The organism is Streptomyces sp. NBC_01190, from assembly GCF_045039895.1.
In the GTDB taxonomy this organism is placed as follows: domain Bacteria; phylum Actinomycetota; class Actinomycetes; order Streptomycetales; family Streptomycetaceae; genus Actinacidiphila.
Window position 1 is genome coordinate 3,298,689 of the sequence record NZ_CP108580.1, and the last position, 20,438, is coordinate 3,319,126.

General features: G+C 71.8%; 15 protein-coding genes and 1 pseudogene. 7 read left to right on the top strand and 9 right to left on the bottom strand.

Annotation, left to right across the window (positions count from 1 at the left end; translation table 11 throughout):
- Both OG519_RS13725 and OG519_RS13730 read right to left on the bottom strand, forming a co-directional pair.
- On the bottom strand, nucleotides 1-4,188 hold the full coding sequence (locus tag OG519_RS13725) for an Ig-like domain repeat protein (protein ID WP_405583027.1): 4,188 nt from the start codon (nucleotides 4,186-4,188) through the stop codon (nucleotides 1-3).
- 324 nt (nucleotides 4,189-4,512) lie between these two features.
- Nucleotides 4,513-5,352 (bottom strand): helix-turn-helix transcriptional regulator, encoded by an 840-nt coding sequence (locus OG519_RS13730; protein WP_405583029.1) that lies wholly within the window; start codon nucleotides 5,350-5,352, stop codon nucleotides 4,513-4,515.
- Between the two features lie 103 nt (nucleotides 5,353-5,455).
- Here OG519_RS13730 and OG519_RS13735 point away from each other — a divergent pair, with 103 nt between their 5' ends.
- On the top strand, nucleotides 5,456-6,253 hold the full coding sequence (locus tag OG519_RS13735) for an SDR family NAD(P)-dependent oxidoreductase (protein WP_405583031.1): 798 nt from the start codon (nucleotides 5,456-5,458) through the stop codon (nucleotides 6,251-6,253).
- Here OG519_RS13735 and OG519_RS13740 read toward each other — a convergent pair.
- Nucleotides 6,220-8,046 carry an FAD-dependent oxidoreductase gene (locus tag OG519_RS13740; protein WP_405583033.1) on the bottom strand — a complete coding sequence of 609 codons (1,827 nt, stop codon included), beginning with the start codon at nucleotides 8,044-8,046 and terminating at the stop codon, nucleotides 6,220-6,222. The genes OG519_RS13735 and OG519_RS13740 overlap by 34 nt on opposite strands.
- 166 nt (nucleotides 8,047-8,212) lie before the next feature.
- On the opposite strand from OG519_RS13740, the gene OG519_RS13745 reads away from it, so the two are divergent.
- Both OG519_RS13745 and OG519_RS13750 read left to right on the top strand, forming a co-directional pair.
- Entirely contained in the window at nucleotides 8,213-8,770 is a 558-nt protein-coding gene (locus tag OG519_RS13745; RefSeq protein WP_405583035.1) for a MarR family winged helix-turn-helix transcriptional regulator, read from the top strand.
- 227 nt (nucleotides 8,771-8,997) lie between these two features.
- The gene (locus OG519_RS13750; protein ID WP_405583037.1) at nucleotides 8,998-10,347 is read left to right on the top strand and encodes a ricin-type beta-trefoil lectin domain protein; all 1,350 of its coding nucleotides are present in this window, start codon (nucleotides 8,998-9,000) and stop codon (nucleotides 10,345-10,347) included.
- 170 nt (nucleotides 10,348-10,517) lie between these two features.
- On the opposite strand, the gene OG519_RS13755 is transcribed toward OG519_RS13750, so the two are convergent.
- On the bottom strand, nucleotides 10,518-11,372 hold the full coding sequence (locus OG519_RS13755) for an alpha/beta fold hydrolase (RefSeq protein WP_405583039.1): 855 nt from the start codon (nucleotides 11,370-11,372) through the stop codon (nucleotides 10,518-10,520).
- Between the two features lie 57 nt (nucleotides 11,373-11,429).
- Here OG519_RS13755 and OG519_RS13760 point away from each other — a divergent pair.
- Nucleotides 11,430-11,573 (top strand): annotated as a pseudogene (locus tag OG519_RS13760) (DNA-binding protein); the annotation flags it as partial.
- A gap of 320 nt (nucleotides 11,574-11,893) precedes the next feature.
- Nucleotides 11,894-12,967: a HoxN/HupN/NixA family nickel/cobalt transporter gene (locus OG519_RS13765; protein WP_405592714.1), complete on the top strand. Its 1,074-nt coding sequence runs from the start codon at nucleotides 11,894-11,896 to the stop codon at nucleotides 12,965-12,967.
- 265 nt (nucleotides 12,968-13,232) lie between these two features.
- Here OG519_RS13765 and OG519_RS13770 read toward each other — a convergent pair whose 3' ends face one another.
- Together OG519_RS13770 and OG519_RS13775 are read right to left on the bottom strand one after the other, a co-directional pair.
- Nucleotides 13,233-13,919, bottom strand: a complete 687-nt coding sequence (locus OG519_RS13770; protein ID WP_405583041.1) for a M24 family metallopeptidase — start codon at nucleotides 13,917-13,919, stop codon at nucleotides 13,233-13,235.
- A gap of 105 nt (nucleotides 13,920-14,024) precedes the next feature.
- A complete protein-coding gene (locus OG519_RS13775) occupies nucleotides 14,025-15,374 on the bottom strand; it encodes a lysine N(6)-hydroxylase/L-ornithine N(5)-oxygenase family protein (RefSeq protein ID WP_405583043.1) in 1,350 nt (449 codons plus the stop codon).
- Nucleotides 15,375-15,427: 53 nt separating this feature from the next.
- Here OG519_RS13775 and OG519_RS13780 point away from each other — a divergent pair, with 53 nt between their 5' ends.
- Complete coding sequence (locus OG519_RS13780) at nucleotides 15,428-16,375, top strand: methionyl-tRNA formyltransferase (protein WP_405583045.1); 948 nt, start codon at nucleotides 15,428-15,430, stop codon at nucleotides 16,373-16,375.
- The gene (argB, locus tag OG519_RS13785; protein ID WP_405583047.1) at nucleotides 16,372-17,238 is read left to right on the top strand and encodes an acetylglutamate kinase; all 867 of its coding nucleotides are present in this window, start codon (nucleotides 16,372-16,374) and stop codon (nucleotides 17,236-17,238) included. The genes OG519_RS13780 and argB overlap by 4 nt, the downstream gene beginning before the upstream one ends.
- A gap of 105 nt (nucleotides 17,239-17,343) precedes the next feature.
- Here the strand turns inward: argB and OG519_RS13790 are convergent, their stop codons facing one another.
- From OG519_RS13790 to OG519_RS13800, 3 genes are read right to left on the bottom strand one after another with little or no spacing between them, the layout of a single operon-like run.
- The gene (locus OG519_RS13790; protein ID WP_405583049.1) at nucleotides 17,344-18,183 is read right to left on the bottom strand and encodes an ABC transporter ATP-binding protein; all 840 of its coding nucleotides are present in this window, start codon (nucleotides 18,181-18,183) and stop codon (nucleotides 17,344-17,346) included.
- A 4-nt stretch (nucleotides 18,184-18,187) separates the two neighbouring features.
- Entirely contained in the window at nucleotides 18,188-19,249 is a 1,062-nt protein-coding gene (locus OG519_RS13795; RefSeq protein WP_405583051.1) for a FecCD family ABC transporter permease, read from the bottom strand.
- 3 nt (nucleotides 19,250-19,252) lie between these two features.
- Nucleotides 19,253-20,248 (bottom strand): FecCD family ABC transporter permease, encoded by a 996-nt coding sequence (locus tag OG519_RS13800; RefSeq protein WP_405592716.1) that lies wholly within the window; start codon nucleotides 20,246-20,248, stop codon nucleotides 19,253-19,255.
- Between the last annotated feature and the right edge of the window lie 190 nt (nucleotides 20,249-20,438).

The following is a 20,438-nucleotide window of genomic DNA, read 5'->3' on the forward strand; positions in this document are numbered from 1 at the left end:
TCAGGCGAGGACGAGAGGTGCCGTGGTCGTGGCCGGTCCGAAGCCCGCGGTCCCGGCGAAGGTCGCCGTGAAGCGGCTGCCCGCGAGGATGATCGCTTGCGGACTGATGGTGGTGTTGCTGAGCTGGGCCACACCACTGGCGTTGGTCACTCCGGTGCCCAGCGTCGTGGTGCCCACCTTGAAGGTGATCGTCTGTCCGGGCACCGGTACGCCCGAACTCAGCACGGTGAGGGTCGCCTTGAGCGTGCCGATGTGGGCCAGTCCGTCGAGCCCGATGGTCGCGCTGGCCGGGGTGGCGGTGAGTTTGGTCGCCACCGGAGACGTATTCGTCACGGTCTGGGTGATGGCGGGGGACGTCGAGGCGTTGTAGCTCGCGCTGCCGCTGTAGACGGCGGTCAGCGCGTGCGGGCCCAGGGCGAGGGCGGAGGTGGTCAGCGTGGCCACGCCGCCGGTCAGAGTGCCGGTGCCGAGCAGGGTGGCGCCGTCGAAGAAACTGACCGTGCCGGTGGGGGCGCCGGATCCGGGCGCCACCGGGGCTACCGCGGCGGTGAGGACGACGGGCTGGCCGACGGTGGACGGGTTGGGCGCCGAGGTGAGGGCGGTGGTGGTGTTCGCCTTGTTGACCGTCTGGATGTCCACCGGCGAGGTGGAGGCGGTGAAGCCGACGCTGCCGTTGTAGACGGCGGTCAGCGCGTGCGCGCCGACGGCGAGGGCTGCGGTGGTCAGCGTCGCCACGCCCCCGGTCAGAGTGCCGGTGCCGAGGAGGGTGGCGCCGTCGAAGAAGCTGACCGTGCCGCTCGGGGCACCGGATCCGGGCGCCACCGGGGCGACCGTGGCGGTGAGGGTTTTCGCTTGGCCGAAGGCCGAGGGGTCAGGGCCGGAGGTCAGGGCGGTGGTGGTGTTCGCCTTGCTTACCGTCTGGATGTCCACCGGCGAGGTGGAGGGGTTGAAGCTGCCACTGCCCGAGTAGACGGCGGTCAGGGAGTGCGACCCCACGGTCAGTGCGGCGGTGTTCAGCGTCGCGACGCCGCCGACGAGGCTCGCGGTCCCCAGCAGGGTGATGCCGTCGAAGAAGCTGACGGTCCCGATCGGGGTGCCGGTGGCCGGGAGTACGGGGGTGACGGTGGCGGTCAGTGTCTTCGGCTGGCCGAAGACGGAGGGATCGGGCGCCGAGGTGAGCGCGGTGGTGGTGTTCGCCTTGCTCACCGTCTGCACGTCCACCGGCGACGTGGAGGCGTTGAAGCTGCCACTGCCCGAGTAGACGGCCGTCAGCGAATGCGACCCCACGGTCAGGGCGGCGGTGTTCAGCGTCGCCGTACCGCCGATAAGGCTCGCGGTCCCCAGCAGGATGGCGCCGTCGAAGAAGCTGACGGTCCCGATCGGGGTGCCAGTGGCCGGGGCCGCCGCCATCACGGTGGCGGTCAGGGTCTTCGGCTGGCCGAAGGTCGACGGGTCCGGCGCCGAGGTGAGCGAAGTGGTGGTGTTCGCCTTGCTCACCGTCTGGACATCCACCGGCGAGGTGGAGGCGGTGAAGCTGCCGCTGCCGCTGTAGACGGCGGTCAGCGCGTGCGACCCCACGGTCAGGGCGGACGTGGTCAGCGTCGCGACGCCGCCGATCACCGTCGCCGTTCCGAGCAGGGTGACGCCGTCGAAGAAACTGACCGTTCCCGTCGGGGTGCCGCCTCCCGGGAGCACCGGAGTGACCGTGGCAGTGAGCGTCTTGGTCTGGCCGAAGACGGCGGGATCAGGCGCCGAGGTCAGGACGGTGGCGGTCGCCGCCTGCGTGACGGTCTGGGTGTCCACCGGCGAGGTGGAGGCGGTGAAGCTGCCGCTGCCGGAGTAGACGGCGGTCAGCGCGTGCGACCCCACGGTCAGGGCCGACGTGATCAGCGTCGCCACGCCGCCGATCACCGTCGCCGTTCCGAGCAGGGTGACGCCGTCGAAGAAACTGACCGTTCCCGTCGGGGTGCCGCCTCCCGGGAGCACCGGAGTGACCGTGGCAGTGAGCGTCTTGGTCTGGCCGAAGACGGCGGGATCAGGCGCCGAGGTCAGGACGGTGGCGGTCGCCGCCTGCGTGACGGTCTGGGTGTCCACCGGCGAGGTGGAGGCGGTGAAGCTGCCGCTGCCGGAGTAGACGGCGGTCAGCGCGTGCGACCCCACGGTCAGGGCCGACGTGATCAGCGTCGCCACGCCGCCGATCACCGTCGCCGTTCCGAGCAGGGTGACGCCGTCGAAGAAACTGACCGTTCCCGTCGGGGTGCCGCCTCCCGGGAGCACCGGAGTGACCGTGGCGGTCAGGGTCTTGGTCTGGCCGAAGACGGCGGGATCAGGCGCCGAGGTCAGGACGGTGGCGGTCGCCGCCTGCGTGACGGTCTGGGTGTCCACGGGCGAGGTGGACCCGGTGAAGCTGCCGCTGCCGGAGTAGACGGCGGTCAGCGCGTGCGACCCCACGGCGAGGGCGGACGTGGTGAGGACGGCGATGCCGGCGACGAGCGTCCCAGTGCCGAGGAGGGTCGCGCCGTCGAAGAAGCTGACCGCGCCGGTGGGGAGGCCGAGTCCGGGCGGGACCGGGGTGACGGTGGCGGTGAGGATCTTCGGCTGACCGAAGAGTGACGGGTCGGGCGCCGAGGTGAGCGTGGTCGTGGTCGCCGCCTGCGTGACGGTCTGGGTGTCCACCGGTGACGTAGAGCCGGTGAAGTTGACGTCACCGGAGTACACGGCGGTCAGCGCGTGCGACCCCACGGTGAGCGTCGAGGTGATGAACGTCGCGACGCCGCCGATCACGATCCCGGTGCCGAGGAAGGTGGCGCCGTCGAAGAAGCTGACCGTCCCGATCGGGATGCCGAGTCCGGGCGGAACCGGGGTGACGGTGGCGGTGAGCGTCTTCGGCTGACCGAACACCGACGGGTCGGGCGCCGACGTCAGGGCGGTGGTGGTCGCGGCCTGGGTGACGGTCTGGGTGTCCACCGGCGAAGTGGAGCCGGTGAAGTTCGTGTCACCGGTGTAGACGGCCGTCAGGGGGTGCGAGCCCACGGTGAGGACGGACGTGGTCAGGGTCGCCACGCCGCCGGTCAGGATCCCGGCGCCGAGCAGGATGACGCCGTCGAAGAAGCTGACGGTCCCGGTGGGGGTGCCGCCTCCCGGGGGCACCGGAGTGACCGTGGCGGTGAGCGTCTTCGGCTGGCCGAGGGCCGAGGGGTCGGGGGCGGAGGTGAGGGCGGTGGTGGTCGGGAAGGGCGCGGTGGTGGTGACGCTCACGGTGTTGTCGCCGTTGTTGGCCACGTAGGCGGACAGGCCGCTGGGCGCGATGGCCACCCCGAAGGGCGCGGCGCCGACCGGGATCGAGCCGCTGATCGTATGGGTCGTGGTGTCGATGACGCTGACCGTGTTGTCGCCGTTGTTGGTCACATAGGCGGACAGGCCGCTGGGCGCGATGGCCACCCCGAGCGGGGCGGAACCCACCGGGACGGTGGCGGTGACCGTGTTGGTCGCGGTGCTGATCACGCTGACGGTGTTGTCGCCGTTGTTTGCCACATAGGCGTACAGGCCGTCGGGGGTCACCGCCACACCGAAGGGGGCGGTGCCGACCGGGATGGTGGCGGTGACGGTGTTGGTCGCGGTACTGATCACGCTGACCGTGTTGCCACCGGAGTTGGTCACGTAAACGAGCAGGCCGTTGGGCGCGATGGCCACGCCGAAGGGGGCGGTGCCGACCGGGATGGTGGCGGTGAGCGTGTTGGTCACGGTGCTGATCACGCTGACGGTGCCGTCGGCCGAGTTGGCGACGTAAGCGAGCAGGCCGCTGGGCGCGACGGCGATCCCGAGGGGAACCGACCCGACGGGGATGGTGGTGGTGACGGTGTTGGTCGCCGTACTGATCACGCTGACCGTGTTGCCGCCGGAGTTGGTCACATAGACGGACAGGCCGTCGGGGGAGACGGCCGCCCAGAACGGTACGGAGCCGACCGGGATCGTGGCGATGACGGTGTTGGTCGCGGTGCTGATCACGCTGACGGTGTTGTCGTCCTCATTGGTGACGTAGCCGGACAGGCCGCTCGGAGTGACCGCCACCGAGGTGGGGAAGCCGCCGACCGCGATGGCCGGGTCGGCGAGCGTGGTGAGCTGTGGACGGTCGAAGGTGCGGAACCTGATGAGCTGACGCCACTGCGATGTGATTCCTTCGGACATGAGTGCCTCTCATCGTGGACTTCCGTGTGGTCGCGACGGGCGTCCAGAGGGGGTCTCACGTCCGGTGTGTCCATGGGGCGTCACGGTGGCCGGCCTTCCCAGAGGTGCCCGTCGGTCCGCCGCCGGCCGTCCTGCGGCACGTGCGGCGATTACCGGTCCCCCGGGGAGAGGTGGGCAGCCGACCGGGGTTCCTATGCCGCCCAAGTAACCCATTCACCAGCTCACCAGACCAGCACACAACCCAACTACCACCCGAACGGCCCAGCACCGTCCGGCCCGGGTCGACGGGCGCGCGGGGTGGCGCGTCTCTACCCGGTCAGGGGGTCAGCCGACGAGGGACTGGGTGCCCAGGACGGTGAGCAGGGCGAGTCGGTCGGCGTCCTCGGTGGCGGGCTCGGCCGTGTAGACGATGACGCGCAGGTCGCTGCCGGCGACGGTGAGGATGTCGCAGTCCAGCGTCAGCGCACCCACGTGCGGGTGCTCGATGGTCTTGCGGGCGGCCCGCTCCTCGCTGACGGTGCCGGACTCCCAGAGTTCGGCGAACCGCTCACTCGTCGCGTTCAGCTCGGCGATCAGCCGCCGCAGCCGCTGGTCGGCGGGGTAGCGGGCGCTGGCCGAGCGCAGGTCGGTGACCTGCACCGACTCCAGCGCGCGCCGCGACTGCGGCGTATGCCGGACCCGGCCGGCGAGACCGGTGAAGTTCCGCCACACCGCGTTGCGCTCGTTGCCGCGCCAGCCGGACGGATCGCCCATCAGCGCCGCGTACGGCGGGTTGGCGACGAGCAGCGTCAACATCGCGTCGTAGACCGCGACCGGTGTCCCGGCCAGCCGGTCCAGCATGCGCTGCACGCTCGGGGTGACGTACGCGGGTACGGTGTCCCGGCTCGGCGTCGCGAGCCCGGCGAGCTGGAAGAGGTGGTCCCGCTCGGTCCGCGACAGCCGCAGCGCCCTGGCCAGGGCCTCGACGACTTGCGCGGACGGGTTGGAGGCGCGGCCCTGTTCGAGGCGGGTGACGTAGTCGACGGAGATGCCGGCCAGCATGGCCACTTCCTCGCGGCGCAGCCCGGCGGCGCGCCGGTGCCGGTCGGCGGGCAGCCCCGCCGCGTCGGGCGCGATCCGATCGCGCCACCGGCGCACCGCCTTGCCGAACTCCGCCGAAGCCATGCTCCCAGTGTGCCTCGCCGGGCGCGGCCGAGCCTGGTACGGACAGTCCCAGGAAGAGGGGACGACTGGCTGGCCGTACGGGGTGGGCCGGAGTCTGTGAGGCATGACGAAAACGACCGGAACCAATGAACTGACCGACACCACCGGAGCCACCGAACTGACCGCAGCCGCCGGCACGGCCGGAAACACCGGACCGACCAGAACACTGATCACCGGGGCCAACAAGGGCCTCGGCCTGGAGACCGCCCGCCGGCTCGTCGCCGCTGGCCACACCGTCTACATCGGCAGCAGGGACGCCGAGCGCGGCCGCCGGGCCGCCGAGCGGGTCGGCGCGCGTACGGTCCTGCTGGACGTCACCGACGAGGCGTCCGTGGTATCGGCGGCGGCCACCATCGAGGCCGAGGGGGGCCTCGACGTCCTGGTCAACAACGCCGGGATCGAGGGTCGCGGGCCGGACGGGTCCGTGGTGGACGCGGCGGCGGAGACCGCCGACACGATACGGCCGCTCTTCGAGACGAACGTCTTCGGTGTGGTGCGCGTCACCCACGCGTTCCTGCCGCTGCTGCTGCGCTCCGCCGCCCCGGTCGTGGTGAACGTGGGCAGCGGCCTCGGCTCCCTGGCCCACGTCGCCACGCCCGGCACGCCGACGTACGCGTACCCGGGCGTCGCCTACCCGGCGTCCAAGATCGCGCTGAACATGGTCACCGTGCAGTACGCGAAGGCCTTCCCGCGGATCCGGATCAACGTGGTCGAACCGGGCTTCACCAGGACCGACCTGAACGCCAACACGGGCACGCAGACGGTTGAGGAGGGCGCGGAGATCATCGTCCGGATGGCAGGGGTCGCCCCCGACGGCCCGACCGGCGGCTACTTCGACGTCAACGGCCCGCTGCCCTGGTGAACCCGGGAAGCCGCCGGGAGGCGGAGGCTCGCGGCGAGTTTGGCGAGGGCCTGGGCGCCGAGGACGGCGAGTTCGGCGCGGGAGGCGGTCACGGCGGTTTCGGCTTCCCGGCGGACGGCCCGCAGGTCGCGGGTGACCTGGCGTTGGAGGCGGTGCAGCTCGCGCTCAGCGGTGGCGCGGCGGCGTTCGGCGGCTTCGCGGGCGTCGCGGTGTTCGCGGCGGGTGGCGGGGGCGCCGCGTTCCGGCGCGGCCGGTACGGGCGTGTCACCGCCCGCTCCCGTAACACGCCGCCGCGCCGGCCCTACGCCCACCGTGTCGAGGTAGGTCCCGATGGCGTCGAGGTCCGCCGCCGCGCGGACCGCCGCCACGTAGCCGTCCGGCCGGACGAGCACCCACTGCCCGGCCGCCGCCCCGTACGCGCGGCCGACGTGCCCGCCGCTGTCGGCGAGGTCACCCCGGGCCCCGACGATGTGGATACGCAGGCCCGCCCGCGGAGTTGGCGCCGTGGCCGCGTCGACCTCGTAGCCGAGCAGCGTCCAGTGCGGCCCCTGGAAGAGGGTGAACAGCCGGGTGCCGAGCCCGCCCGCGCCGGTCACGGGCGCGTCGGGCGCGCGATCGCCGGGCAGGACGCCCGACCGGCCGTCCGGGCCGCCGGGCAGCGACAGCGGCGAGTCCGGGTAGCCGAGATCGAGCTGGCTCACCTCGCGGCCCCGCCGGTTGTCGCGGTTCTTGGCCGCTTCGAGCAGCTTCTCGGAGAGGCCGAGCACCGCCTCGGCGATCGGCCGCCGCTCCTGCTCGTACGTCGCGAGCAGTGATTCCGGCGCGCCGTCGAGCACGGCGGCCAGCTTCCAGCCGAGGTTGTACGCGTCCTGGACGCTCGTGTTGAGGCCCTGGCCGCCGGTCGGCGGGTGGCAGTGCGCCGCGTCGCCGGCCAGGAACACCCGCCCGCGCCGATAGGTCGCCGCCAGCCGGGAGTTCATGGTGAACGCGGAGGCCCAGGAGACCGAGCGGACCACCACGTCCTGCCGGCCGGTGCGTTCGCGGAGCAGCGCGGTGAGCCCTTCGGCCGAGAGATCGACGTCGACGCCGAAGGGGACCGGGCCCTGGAGCTGGAACATGTCCGTGCCGTAGAGCGGGCACAGCGATATCTGCGCGGCGCTGCCCTGGCCCCAGCGGTGCCAGACGTCCGCCGAGACACCGTCGACCAGCACATCGGCCACCATCGCCCGCACCCCTAGGGTCTTTCCGGGGAAGTCGATGCCGAGGCTCTTGCGGACGAAGCTCGATCCGCCGTCCGCGCCGATCAGATACCGGGCCCGGACGGCCAACTCCCCGTCCGGGGTGGTGATTCGCGCGGACACGGCGTCGGCGTCCTGGTCGAAGCCGACGAGTTCGTGGCCGTAGAGCGGGGCGTGGCCGAGTTCGGCAAGCCGCTCGCGCAGCCGGCGCTCGGTAAGGAACTGCGGGACGAGCAGGGGACGTTGGTACGGCTCGGCCGGTGTCGGGTCCGCCGTCACGACGGCGGCTTTATCGACCGCGCCGCCGTCCTCGGCGTAGACGCGCTCAAGGGGATACCAGCCGCCCGAGGCGACGAGCCGGTCCAGCACCCCGAGGTCCTCGAACAGCTCCTGGCTCCGGGGCTGGATGCCCTTGCCGCGCGAGCCGATGAAGGGGTGCGGGGCCTTGTCGATCAGCAGGAAATCGACCTGGCGGCGGGCGAGATCGATGGCGAGGGTCAGCCCCGCCGCGCCGGTGCCGCAGATGATCACCTCGGTGTCGGTGGTGTGTGCCATGGCTCGACTCTCCTTCGGTGGGTGTGCGTTGGGCGTCCTGGGCGGCAGGTCAGGCCGTCGGCGGAGCACCGGGAAGCAGGTAGTTGGTGACACGAACCAAATTAATTCGTGCCACGTACCAAGTCAAGTGATTGGTGGCACGTACTACCTCGCGTACAATGGGGGCATGCCTCGCCGTCCAGCCGCCACTCCCGCCTCGGCCCCCGCCCCCGACGCCGACGCCGCCGTCGGCGCTTCGGTACGGGAGGGGGCGCCGGAGGCGTCCGGCGAGGAGGAAGCGGGCGCGTCGGAGGCGTCCGCCGAGGCCGGCGACCTCGGGATCGTGGACGGCCTTGCCCAGCTCTCGTTCCTGGTGCAGGCCACCTTGGGCAAGCTCGCCGCGGAGTACGGCCTCTCGGTCATCCAGCTCCGCCTGCTCGGCGTGCTGCGCGATCGCGAGCCCGGCATGCAGGAGCTCGCCCGCCACCTCGGGCTCGACAAATCCAGCATGACGGGTCTGGTCGACCGGGCGGAGCGCCGCGGCCTGGTCCGCCGCACCCCCTCACCCCACGACGGCCGCGCGGTGCTGGTCGCGCTGACCGACCAGGGCCACGACCTGGCCCGCACCATCGAGGCCGACGGCAACCCCCGCATTCACGCCCTCGCCGCCCACCTCACCCCCGGCCAACGCTCCCAGCTCTCCCTGCTGGCAACCGCCCTCGTCACGGGCCACACCACGCTCTGACGGAGCGGACGAGGGCGCCGCGGGGGCTGGGTGGCGTCGGGGGTGGCGCTGGGAGCCGGGGCGCCCAAGAGGTGCGGGTCGATGGCGGGGGCAGGCCTTGACGACATGACATGTACACCAGTTCAATCGCTACCGATCAGAGTTCAACACCAAGGGACCCCCGCGGCCCGGACCGGCCGCACCCGCTCTCCCCCCACCCGTCATGACGGAACGTCAGGAGCTTGAACGTGACTGATCATTCCTCGCCTGGCCGTCCCCTGCCGCGGCTCTCGCGGCTGATCCGGCGGTGGCGCCGCCTCGCCCTGCCGGTGGCGCTCGGCGCGCTCGCCGTCCTGGCGACCGAGGCGCCGGCCGCCGACGCCGTCACCGTGCCCGGCGCGCCCTCCGGCTGGAGCACCGTGTTCAGTGACGACTTCGCCGGGGGAGCCGGCAGCGCGCCGAACGGCGCCAAGTGGACGTACGACACCGGTCCGGGCTCGAACTTCGGCACCGGTGAGATCGAGACCATGACCAACTCGACCAGCAACGTCCACCTCGACGGCAACGGTCATCTGAACATCACCGCCCTCGGCAGCGGCAGCAACTGGACCTCGGGCCGGATCCACACCCCGAGCGCGGTCGTCGGCGCCCCGGCCGGCGGCAAGTTGCAGGTCTCCGCGTCGATCCAGCAGCCCAACCCCGGCAACGGGCTCGGCTACTGGCCCGCCTTCTGGATGCTCGGCCCCGGCCAGTGGCCGGAGAACGGCGAGATCGACATCATGGAGGACGTCAACGCCCTCTCCCAGGTGGCCGGCACCGTGCACTGCGGTACGTACCCCGGCGGCGTCTGCAACGAGGGCAACGGCGTCGGCAGCGGGCTGCGCGGCTGCGGTGGCTGTCAGACCGGCTACCACACGTACTCGATGATCCTCGACCGGACCAACACCTCCGCCGAGTCGATCACCTTCTACCTCGACGGCGCCTCGTACTTCACCGTCACCGAGGGCCAGATCGGCACGTCGACCTGGCAGCAGGCCTTCGACCACAACCTGAACATCATCTTCGACCTGGCCATGGGCGGCGGCTTCCCCAACGGTGTCTGCGGCTGCAACTCGCCCAGTTCCGCCACCACTTCGGGCGGCACGATGAGCGTCGGCTGGGTCGCCGCGTACAGCACCAGCGGCGGGGGCGGCACCACTCCGCCGCCGAGCGGTGGCCACGCCATCACCGGCTACGCGGGCCTCTGCCTTGACGACCGCGCGGCGAGCACCGCCAACTACAACCCCGTTCAGGTCTACACGTGCAACGGGAGCAGCGCGCAGCAGTGGACGGTCGTCCAGGCCGGCAGCACCCTGCACGTACTGGGCAAATGCCTCGACGTGAGCGCCGGCGGCACCGCCAACGGCACGCTGGTGGACCTCTACGACTGCAACAGCACCGGGTCCCAGGTCTGGATACCGCAGTCCAACGGCTCGTTGTACAACCCGCAGTCCAACAAGTGCCTGGACGACACGGGTTGGTCGACCACGGCCGGCACCCAGGTGGAGATCTGGGACTGCACGGGTGGCGCCAACCAGGTGTGGAACCTGCCTTCTTGACCCAACCCAACCCGACCCGGCACGACCCGGCCGGGCCCGGCTCCGCGGCGGACCGCCCGTCCGCCGCGGAGCCGGCCCCCGCGACCCGCCGGACCGTCGAAACGGCCGGTCGGATGAGGCCGGCGGCTACGTGTACGGACCGTTGTCGCGAACGCCTGCCGCGGCGCGGGTCAGTGGAGAAAGTCGAGGAGGAGGCGGGTCATCTCCTCGGGGTGCTCCTCGAAGATCCAGTGGCCGCTGTCGGCGATCACCTCGCGTCTGACGTCGGTGGCGTAGCGGCGCGCCTGGTCGGCGACCACCTCGCCGAGGCTGGCCGCGGCGCCGACGGCGAGCACCGGCATGGGCAGGGGCCGCTCGGCGAAGCCGTGGTTGTCGGCGACGTCCTGGGCCAGCGCCCTGAACCAGGCGAGGCTGCCGCGCAGATGGTCCGGGTCGGCGAGCGCGCGGGCGTACGCGCGTACGGCGTCGGGGGCGACCGCCCGCTCCCGCTGGACCGCCATGGAGCCGATGAACTTCTCCACCCACACCGCCTCGCGCCCCTGGATCACCGCCTCCGGCAGCCCGTTGGCGAGGTTGAAGAACCCGATGTTCCACAGGCCGGGTCCGCCGGGGGTGAGGGTGGGGAACTGGTAGAGGCTCGCGTCGGGGATCGGCGCCTCGCTCAACACGAGCCTGGCCACGTCGTCCCGGTACTGCGCCGCGTACGCGTACGCCACCATGCTGCCGATGTCGTGCCCGACCAGGTTGATCCGCCGGTCCAGCCCGAGACCGCCGAGCAGCCCGCGCAGGTCCCGCGCCATCGTCTTCTTGTCATAACCCCCGTCGGGCGCGCCTGACCCGCCCGCGCCCCGCAGCGCCGGCACGATCACCGTGAAGTGCTCGGCGAGCGCGGGCACGACCGCCCGGTACTCGTACCAGGTCTGCGGGTAGCCGTGCAGCAGCACCAGCGTCGGCCCCTCCCCGGCCCGCACGTACTCGACAGCCAGCCCGTTCACATCGGCCACAAGGGGCAAAAGCGGATCCATAGCACGAATCTACGCGCTCACCGGTCTCTCCCGGCCCAACCCCACGCCAATACCCCAGGGCTGCACGGCCACAAGTACGCGATCGACGCGATTGTGGCGGCCACCGCCTTGGCCTCGCCTGCTCCGGTCACCATCCTGTCGTCGGACCCCGACGATCTCCTCGTGCTCTGTGGACCGGGTCCCCAGGTCTTCAAGATCTGACCGGTACGGCGCTCCGACCGCCGGGGGGCGCGGGCCCAGGGGGCAGACCCAGCCCGCCGACGGGGGCGGTTCGTGGCGGTGGTGGGGGCGGGGGCGCGCCGGGGGGCGCGTTGTCTCGGCGGATGCACCTTTTCACATCTCCGTTTCCGCCGTTCACAGCGGGGGTGCGTGACGTGCACCCCTTATTGCCAGTAGCTTGCAACTAGTAGGAGTGCGCGTCTAGCTTGTCCCAGGCCACGAAGACGAAGGACGACCACATGACCATCACCGCACCCGCCGAGCCGGCCGCAGGCTCCCGCTGGCGACGGATATCCGGCGCGATGACCAGAGCCGAATGGAGCCGCCTGGGCGGGATGGCCGCCTTCATCGTGGCACTGCACGTGATCGGCTGGTTCACCCTCGTCGCGATCGTCGCCCCCAACCACTACAGCCTGGGCACCAAGTCCTTCGGCATCGGCATCGGTGTCACCGCCTACACCCTCGGGATGCGGCACGCCTTCGACGCCGACCACATCGCCGCCATCGACAACACCACCCGCAAGCTGATGGGTGAGGGCAAGCGGCCCCTGTCGGTCGGTTTCTGGTTCTCGCTCGGCCACTCCAGCATCGTCTTCGCCCTGGCCTTCCTGCTCTCGATGGGCGTGAAGTCGCTGGCCAGCCCGGTCGAGGACGACAACTCCGGCCTGCACAGCGTCACCGGCTGGATCGGCACCACCGTCTCGGGGACGTTCCTCTACGCCATCGCCTTCGTCAATCTGCTCATCCTCGCCGGGATCTGGAAGGTCTTCCGCCGGATGCGCGAAGGACACTTCGACGAGGCCGCGCTGGAGGAACAGCTCAACAACCGCGGCTTCATGAACCGGATCCTCGGCCGGCTGATGAAGTCCGTCACCAGCCCCTGGCAGATGTACCCGATCGGCCTGCTCTTCGGCCTCGGCTTCGACACCGCCACCGAGATCGCGCTGCTCGTGCTGGCCGGCTCCGGCGCCGCCTCAGGACTGCCCTGGTACGCGATCCTCTGCCTGCCGGTCCTCTTCGCCGCCGGCATGTGCCTGCTCGACACCATCGACGGCTCGTTCATGAACTTCGCCTACGAATGGGCCTTCTCCAAGCCCGTCCGCAAGGTCTACTACAACCTCACCATCACCGGCCTGTCGGTCGCCGTCGCGCTCATCATCGGCACCGTGGAACTCCTCGGCCTCGTCAGCGAGAAGGCGAACCTGCACGGCGCCTTCTGGGACTGGGTCGGCGGCCTCGACCTCAACATCGTCGGCTACGTCATCGTCGGCCTCTTCTTCGCCACCTGGGCGATCGCCTTCGCGGTCTGGAAGTTCGGCAACATCGAGGAGAAGTGGAGCGCGGGCCTGCGCACCGCGGACCAGCCGAGCGACTGACCCCCGCCCCCGGCGGCCCCGGCGCCGGCCGCGTCCACCGCCAAGGCGTCGTCCGACGACTCCACCGCCCGCCGCATCGGTGTCGCCGGCCTCGCCGTCGGCGTCCTCGGCCTGGCCGCGGCGGCGTTCGCCCTCCTGCGCGGCCGGTCCGCGCGCTCCTGACCGGCCGACTCCCGACCGGCGGACCGATCGGTGCGGAGCCCGGCCCCCAACGAGACCGGGCTCCTCGCCTCCGTCCACCGACAACACCCGGCCTACGCGCGCCTCAGAGGTCGAGCAGTTCCTCGTAGAAGCCGCCGAAGCCCCGGTCGCGGTCGACGAGATGGATCTCCAGGATCCAGTGCACGAGCTGTCCCGCCTCGTCCGTACGGCGCAGCGGCTTGTCGTTGGCCGGCACGATGTGGGATTCGACGTCCTCCCAGTCGGCGTACTCGGGCGGGAACTCGCCCACCAGATGCCCGACGTGCCAGCCGCCGAGCTGCCAGCCCGCTTCCGCCGCCAGCCGCTCCACCTCGGCGTAGAGCTGCTCGCCGGTGATGCCCTGGTCCGCCTCGAAGGCGCGGCGGCCGGCCGCGAAGACACGCGCCAGGTCGTCGCGCAGCCGGTGCTTGACGGGGTCGTCGCCGAGGACGAAGGTCCGCCCGAAGTCGGCCTCGAACTCCTCGAAGACCGGCCCGAAGTCGGCGAAGGCGATGTCGTCCGCGCCGATGACCCGGTCCGGCGGGTTCTCCCGGTAGGGCAGCAGGGTGTTGGGGCCGGACCGCACGATCCGCTTGTGCCAGTAGTGCGTGGTCCCGAACAGCTCGTTGGCCAGGTCGCGGATCCGGTCGCTGACCGCCCGCTCGCCCTGGCCCACGGCGACCAGCCGGCGCTTCTCGATCTCGCCGAACAGCACCGCCGCCTTGGCCTGGGCGTCGAGCAGTCGCGCCGCGCGTGTGGATTCGTCCGTCACGCCCTTCACCGTACCTCCCCGCCTCGCCCCCGCTCCGGGCAAGCGGTACCGGACCGGCCGGCGGGACCGGACGACGCCGCCCCGGGACGGCCGGGGCAGCCGCGGTCAGCTCGCGACGAGCCGCGAGACGAGGGAGTCGCGGATCTCGCCGGCCCGCACGGCCGTGGTGGACAGCAGGGTCGAGGCGAGTCCGTGGGTGTGCTCGGTGCCGCCCTGGAGGTAGATGCCCGCGTGCACGTCGGCGGTGACCTCCACCCGGTGGTCGCGGCCGACCCGGACCGCGTCACCGTCGTCGCGCAGGCAGATCTTGGCGGCCTCGCCGAGCAGCGTGCCGATGTCCCGCGCGCGATAGCCGGTGGCGTGCACGAGGATGTCCGTCGCCAGCACCTGCCGCTCACCGGTGGGCAGGAACTCCACCGCGACCTCGAGCCCCTCGTCCCCGATCCCCACCTCGCGGATCCGGGAGACGTTGAGGAAGCGCAGCCGTTCCCGGCCCTGCACCTTCTCGCGGTACGCCGTCGCGTACAGCGCCTCGATCAGGTCCATGTCGACGACGGAGTAGTTGGTGGACCGGTGGTAGTCGAAGAGCGACTGCTTCACCTCGGACGGGGAGTCGAAGTAGACGTCCACCGCCTCCGGGTCGAAGATCCGGTTGGCGAAGGGGCTGTCGTCGGCCGGTGTGTAGCCGTACTTGGCGAAGACACCGCAGATCTCCGCGTCGGGGAAGGTGCGGTGCAGATAGTCGACCGCTTCCGCGGCGCTCTGCCCCGCGCCGAGCACGACCGCCCGGCGGACCGGCGTCCCCGCGGCGGTGAGTTCGGCCACGCGGGGGAGCAACTGGCTGTTGTGCCAGACGCGTTCGGACAGCGCGGTGCCCGGCGGCAGGTGTGGTTCGAGGCCGACCGCGACGCTGATGTTGCGCGCCCGGTGGGTCACCGTCGCCGACAGGCCGCCCGGCGTGCGGCAGGTCACGTCGAAGTGCTGGACCCCGCCGTCCTCGTCGCGCACCGGTGTCACCGACAGCACCTCGGAGGAGTAGGAGACCAGGTGCGCGACCCGCGCCGCCGCCCACTCGAAGTACGCGTGGAACTCCACCCGCAGCGGGAAGAGCGTCTTCTGGTTGAGGAAGTCCACCATCCTGCCGCGCTCGCGCAGGAAGCACAGGAAACTGAAGTCGCTGGTCGGGTTGCGCATCGTGACCAGGTCCTTGAGGAAGGACACCTGCATCGTCGCGTCGTCGATCAGCATGCCCCGGTGCCAGCCGAAGCCCGGCTGCCGCTCCAGGAACAGGGCGTCGATCCCGCCCGCGGCCGGCTGATCCGCGTTGTGCTCCTCAACGGCTATGGCGAGCGCCAGATTTGACGGGCCGAAACCGATTCCGAGCACGTCATGGATGATCCGCGGCCCACTGTCCGGTGCTTTCACCGTCGCATCGCCTCCCTCAGCGAGGCTCATCCTAGATAAGGTTAGCCTTACCTTGCAATCACGTCGTCGAAGGGACAACCGCCATGCGGGTCGCCGTGTTCGGCTATCAGACCTGGGGCCATCGCACGCTACAGGCACTGCTGGACTCCGCCCACGAGGTCGTCCTCGTCGTCACCCACCCGAAGAGCGATCACGCGTACGAAAAGATCTGGGACGACTCGGTCGCCGACCTGGCGGACGAACACGGCGTTCCGGTGCTGCTGCGCAGCCGCCCCGACGACGGCGAACTGATCGACGCCCTCCGCTCGGCGGCCCCCGACATCATCGTGGCCAACAACTGGCGCACCTGGCTGCCGCCGGAGATCTTCGACCTGCCGCCGCACGGCACGCTCAACGTGCACGACTCGCTGCTGCCGGCCTACGCGGGCTTCTCCCCGATCATCTGGGCGCTCATCAACGGCGAGCGGGAGGTCGGCGTGACCGCCCACCGGATGACCGCCGAACTCGACGCGGGCGACATCCTGTCGCAGCGGTCGGTGCCGGTCGGGCCGGCCGACACCGCGACCGACCTCTTCCACCGCACGGTCGATCTGATCGCGCCCCTGGTCCGCGAGTCGCTCGACCTGATCGCCTCCGGCGAGGCCCGCTGGACGGCCCAGGACCGCGGCCGGGCCAGCTTCTTCCACAAGCGCTCGGTCGAGGACGGCCGGATCGACTGGAGCTGGCCGGCCGAGGACCTGGAACGGCTGGTCAGGGCCCAGTCCGACCCGTATCCCAGCGCCTTCACCCACCACCGGGGGAAGCGGATCAGCATCGTCGCCGCGGCCGTGTCCGAGGCCCACTACGGCGGCACGCCGGGCCGGGTCTTCATCCGGGAGGGCGACGGGGTCGTCATCGTGGCCGGCGCGGACGCCCGCAACGGCGCGCGTCCCGGGCTCGTCATCCGCCGGCTGCGCACCGAGGACGGCACCGAGTACGCGGCGACCGACTGGTTCCGCACCATGGGCGGCTATCTCACGGCCAGGCCGTGAGCGCCGTCCTCGCCGGCCAGGAGCCGCGCCGGCGGCTCGACGGGCTGCGCGGGCACACGGTCGTCGCCAAGTACGGCGGACACGCCATGGCGGACGAGGCGCTGCGGCGGGCCTTCGCCGAGGACGTGGTACGGCTGCGGCAGGCGGGCGTGCGCATGGTCGTGGTGCACGGCGGCGGCCCGCAGATCGACGCCCAACTGGACCGGCTCGGCATCGAACCGGTCTTCGTGGCCGGGCTGCGGGTCACCACCCCGGAAACCCTCGACGTGGTGCGCATGGTGCTCGCCGGCAAGGTGCAGCGCGAACTCGTCGGTCTGCTCAACGCCCATGGTCCGTACGCGGTCGGGCTCACCGGCGAGGACGCGCACACGCTGACGGTGGTGCGGCGCCCGGCCCATGTCGACGGCGCACCGGTCGACATCGGGCTGGTGGGCGCGGTGGCCGAGGTCAACACGGCTGTGGTGGACCTGCTGTTGGCGAACGGCCACATCCCCGTCGTGTCGTCGGTCGGCCGGGGCGCCGACGGGCAGGTCTACAACGTCAACGCGGACGCGGCGGCCGGCGCGCTCGCCGCCGCCCTGGGCGCCGAGGCGCTGGTCGTGCTGACCGACGTGCCCGGTCTCTACGCCGACTGGCCGCGCCGCGAGCGGGTGCTCGACCGGCTCACCGCCGACCAACTGGAGTCGCTGCTGCCTGCGTTGGGCGGGGGTATGGCGCCGAAGATGGAGAGCTGCCTGCTCGCGGTGCGGGCCGGGGTACGGATGGCCCGGGTGCTCGACGGGCGCGCGCCGCACGCCCTGCTGCGGGGACTGACCGCGGCGGGGCGGGCGGGGGGCGGCGGGACGACGGTGCTGCCGGGGTGAGCGGCTCTGGCGGCGGCGGGTGGTGGACCGCGAGCCGCCGGGGTACCGGGCGGCGGTGGGGGCGGCGGTGGCGGGGCCGCCCCGGTGCCGGTCGGTCCGCGCCCGTCAGTCCGTGCCGGCCGCCACCCCGGTGTGGTGCCGGCCCATGGGGATGACCAGCGGGGTGCCGCTGACCGGGTCGGTGGTGACCTGGCAGCGCAGGTCGAACACGTCCTCGACCGTGGCGGCGGTGATCACCTCGGCCGGCCGGCCCTGCGCCACGATCCGGCCGGACTTCATGGCGATCACGTGATCGGCGTACCGGCAGGCGTGGTTGAGGTCGTGCAGCACCATCACCACCGTACGGTTCTCCCGCCGGTTGAGGTCGGTGATCAGATCGAGGACATCGATCTGGTGGGCGAGGTCGAGATACGTGGTGGGCTCGTCGAGCAGCAGCACCGGTGTGCCCTGGGCGACGGCCATGGCGATCCAGGCGCGCTGCCGCTGACCGCCGGACAACTCGTCCACCGCGCGGTCGGCGAGCCCGGTCAGGCCGGTCGCCGCCAGCGCCTCGCGGACGGCCGCTTCATCGGACTCCGACCACTGCCGCCACCAGGTCTGGTGCGGTGAACGGCCCCTGCTCACCAGGTCGATGACGGTCAGGCCCTCCGGGGCCACCGGTGTCTGCGGCAGGATGCCGAGCCGCTGCGCCAACTCCCGGGTGGGGATGGACCGCAGCGCCCGCCCGTCGAGCCGCACGCTTCCCCGCCGGGGCGCCAGCAGCCGGGCCAGGGCGCGCAGCAGGGTGGACTTGCCGCACGCGTTGGCGCCGACGATGGCGGTGATCCGGCCCGGCGGCACCACCAGGTCGAGGTCCTCGACGACCACCCGGTGGTCGTAGCCGAGGTGCAGGCCCTCGGCCCGCAGTTCGGGGCCCGGCCGCTTGTCGGGTTCCGCGGTCGTCATGCGTTCAGCCTCCTGAGCCCGCGCGGTTGGCGCGGATGAGCAGCCAGAGCAGGACCGGCGCGCCGATGACGCCGGTGACGATGCCGACCGGCAGTTCGGTGCCGGGGATCGCCTCACGTGCGATGAGGTCGGAGCCGAGCACGACCAGCGCCCCGGTGAGTCCCGAGGCGGCCGGCGGCGGATACGCGGTGCCGGCCAGCCGCTGGGCGATCTGCGGCGCCGCCAGCGCCACGAAGGCGACCGGTCCGGCCGCCGCCGTACCGAAGGCGATCAGCGCCACACCGACGAGCATCAGCAGAAACCGGGCTGACCGTACCGGGGTGCCGAGACCCGCCGCCACGTCGTCGCCGAGTTGCAGGGTGCGCAGCCAGCGGCTCATCGCCAGCGCCGCGGGCACCAGCACCGCCATCGCGGAGCCGAGCAGCGTCACCTGGCTCCACGTACGGCCGTTGAGGTTCCCGACCAGCCAGCCGAGCGCGGCCTCGGCCTCGAACCGCTGGCCGCGGGCGAGCAGATAGTCGGTGGCGCTGGTGCACATCCAGGACACGCCGATGCCGACCAGGATGATGCGGTAGCCGCTCGCGCCGTGCCTGAGCGCGAGCGCGTAGACGATCAGGGCGGTGGCGAAGGCGCCGAACAGGCCGAGCGCCTGGGTGCCGAGACCGCCGCCCCAGCCGAGCACGATGCCCGCCACGACGGCGGTGCCCGCGCCCTCGGTGAGGCCGATCATGTCCGGGCTGGCCAGCGGATTGCGGGTCATGGTCTGGTAGAGCGCCCCCGAGATGCCGAAGGCGATGCCCACCAGCAGCCCGGTCAGCGCCCGCGGCAGCCGCAACTGCCTTACCACCAGCACCGTTCCGGGATCGCCCGAGCCCGCCAGGGCCTTCACCACACCGGTGAGGCTCACCCGGTAGTCGCCGATCGCGACGCCCCAGCAGAAGAGCAGGAACACCGCGACGGTCAGGGCGGCGCAGACCGCGATGAGCCGGGGCCGCAGGATCCCGGAGACCGGCGGCGCGGCGGTCCTGAACGGCAGCCGGTCCCGTACGGAGGGGGCCGCGGTCATGGTTCACACCTCCGTCAGCTTGCGCCGGCGGACCAGCGCGATGAAGAACGGGCCGCCGATGAAGGCGACGAGGACACCGGCCTGGATCTCCGTCGGCCGGGCCACCACCCGGCCGAGGATGTCGGCGGTGAGCAGCAGGCACGGCGCGAGGACGGCCGAGAGCGGCAGCAGCCAGCGGTGGTCGGGGCCGAGCCCGGCGTACTGGGCGAGGATGCGGGCGATGTGCGGCACCACGAGGCCGAGGAAGACGACCGGGCCGATGACGGCGACCGACGCGCCGGTGAGCAGCATCACGGCGGTCACGCCCTGGAGCCGTACCAGGCCGGTGCGCCGGCCGAGCGAGGCCGCCACGTCGTCCCCGAGCGCCAGGCTGTTGAGGGCGGGCGCGGTGGTGAGCGCGAGCACCGCGCCGACGGCGAGGAAGGGCAGGATGCTCAGCACCACCCCGCTGTCCTGGTCGGCGAGGGTGCCGGCGGACCAGAAGCGGTAGCGGTTCAGGGCGTCGGGGTCGGTGAGCACGATGGCGTTGGTGAGCGAGAAGAGCAGGAACGTCACTGCCACGCCGGCCAGCGCGAGTTTGACCGGGGTGGCCCCCGAGCGCCCGGTGCGGCCGAGCAGGAAGACCACCACGCTGGTGGCGAGCGCCCCGGCGAAGGCGAACCAGACGTAGCCGTAGAGCGAGCCGGCCCCGAAGACCGCGACGGCCACGACGATCCCGAAGGAGGCGCCGGCGCTGACGCCCAGCACCCCGGGGTCGGCGAGCGGGTTGCGGGTCAGCGCCTGCATCAGCGCCCCTGACAGACCGAGGGCGGCGCCCGCCGCGAGGCCGAGGAGGGTCCGCGGTACGCGGACGGACCACACGATGTTGTCCACCAGCCGGCCCGGCGGGTGGCCGAGCAGCGCCTCGGCGACCTGATCCAGCGGGATGCTCAGCGCGCCCAGCGCGATGGAGAGCAGGCACAGCACGGTCAACAGGGCGGCGAGCAGCACGACGAGCAGGGCCGGGCGGAGGTTTCGCTGCCGGATCACGGGCCTGTCTCCCTGGTCAACGTCATGAGGTTAGGCAGACCTTACCTCCGCCGCCGGCCTGTCGGGACCCGCCGTGGAGGAGCACTACCTAGTTAGGTAATCCTTACCTTAGTATGGCGGCCGGTCGCGGCTCACCGGAGCCGGTTCCGCACGTCCTGGG

Coding starts and splice junctions, on each gene's coding strand:
- OG519_RS13725 (WP_405583027.1), bottom strand. CDS start 4,188: ATGTCCGAAGGAATCACATCGCAGTGGCGTCAGCTCATCAGGTTCCGC.
- OG519_RS13730 (WP_405583029.1), bottom strand. CDS start 5,352: ATGGCTTCGGCGGAGTTCGGCAAGGCGGTGCGCCGGTGGCGCGATCGG.
- OG519_RS13735 (WP_405583031.1), top strand. CDS start 5,456: ATGACGAAAACGACCGGAACCAATGAACTGACCGACACCACCGGAGCC.
- OG519_RS13740 (WP_405583033.1), bottom strand. CDS start 8,046: ATGGCACACACCACCGACACCGAGGTGATCATCTGCGGCACCGGCGCG.
- OG519_RS13745 (WP_405583035.1), top strand. CDS start 8,213: ATGCCTCGCCGTCCAGCCGCCACTCCCGCCTCGGCCCCCGCCCCCGAC.
- OG519_RS13755 (WP_405583039.1), bottom strand. CDS start 11,372: ATGGATCCGCTTTTGCCCCTTGTGGCCGATGTGAACGGGCTGGCTGTC.
- OG519_RS13765 (WP_405592714.1), top strand. CDS start 11,894: ATGACCAGAGCCGAATGGAGCCGCCTGGGCGGGATGGCCGCCTTCATC.
- OG519_RS13775 (WP_405583043.1), bottom strand. CDS start 15,374: ATGAGCCTCGCTGAGGGAGGCGATGCGACGGTGAAAGCACCGGACAGT.
- OG519_RS13780 (WP_405583045.1), top strand. CDS start 15,428: ATGCGGGTCGCCGTGTTCGGCTATCAGACCTGGGGCCATCGCACGCTA.
- OG519_RS13790 (WP_405583049.1), bottom strand. CDS start 18,183: ATGACGACCGCGGAACCCGACAAGCGGCCGGGCCCCGAACTGCGGGCC.
- OG519_RS13795 (WP_405583051.1), bottom strand. CDS start 19,249: ATGACCGCGGCCCCCTCCGTACGGGACCGGCTGCCGTTCAGGACCGCC.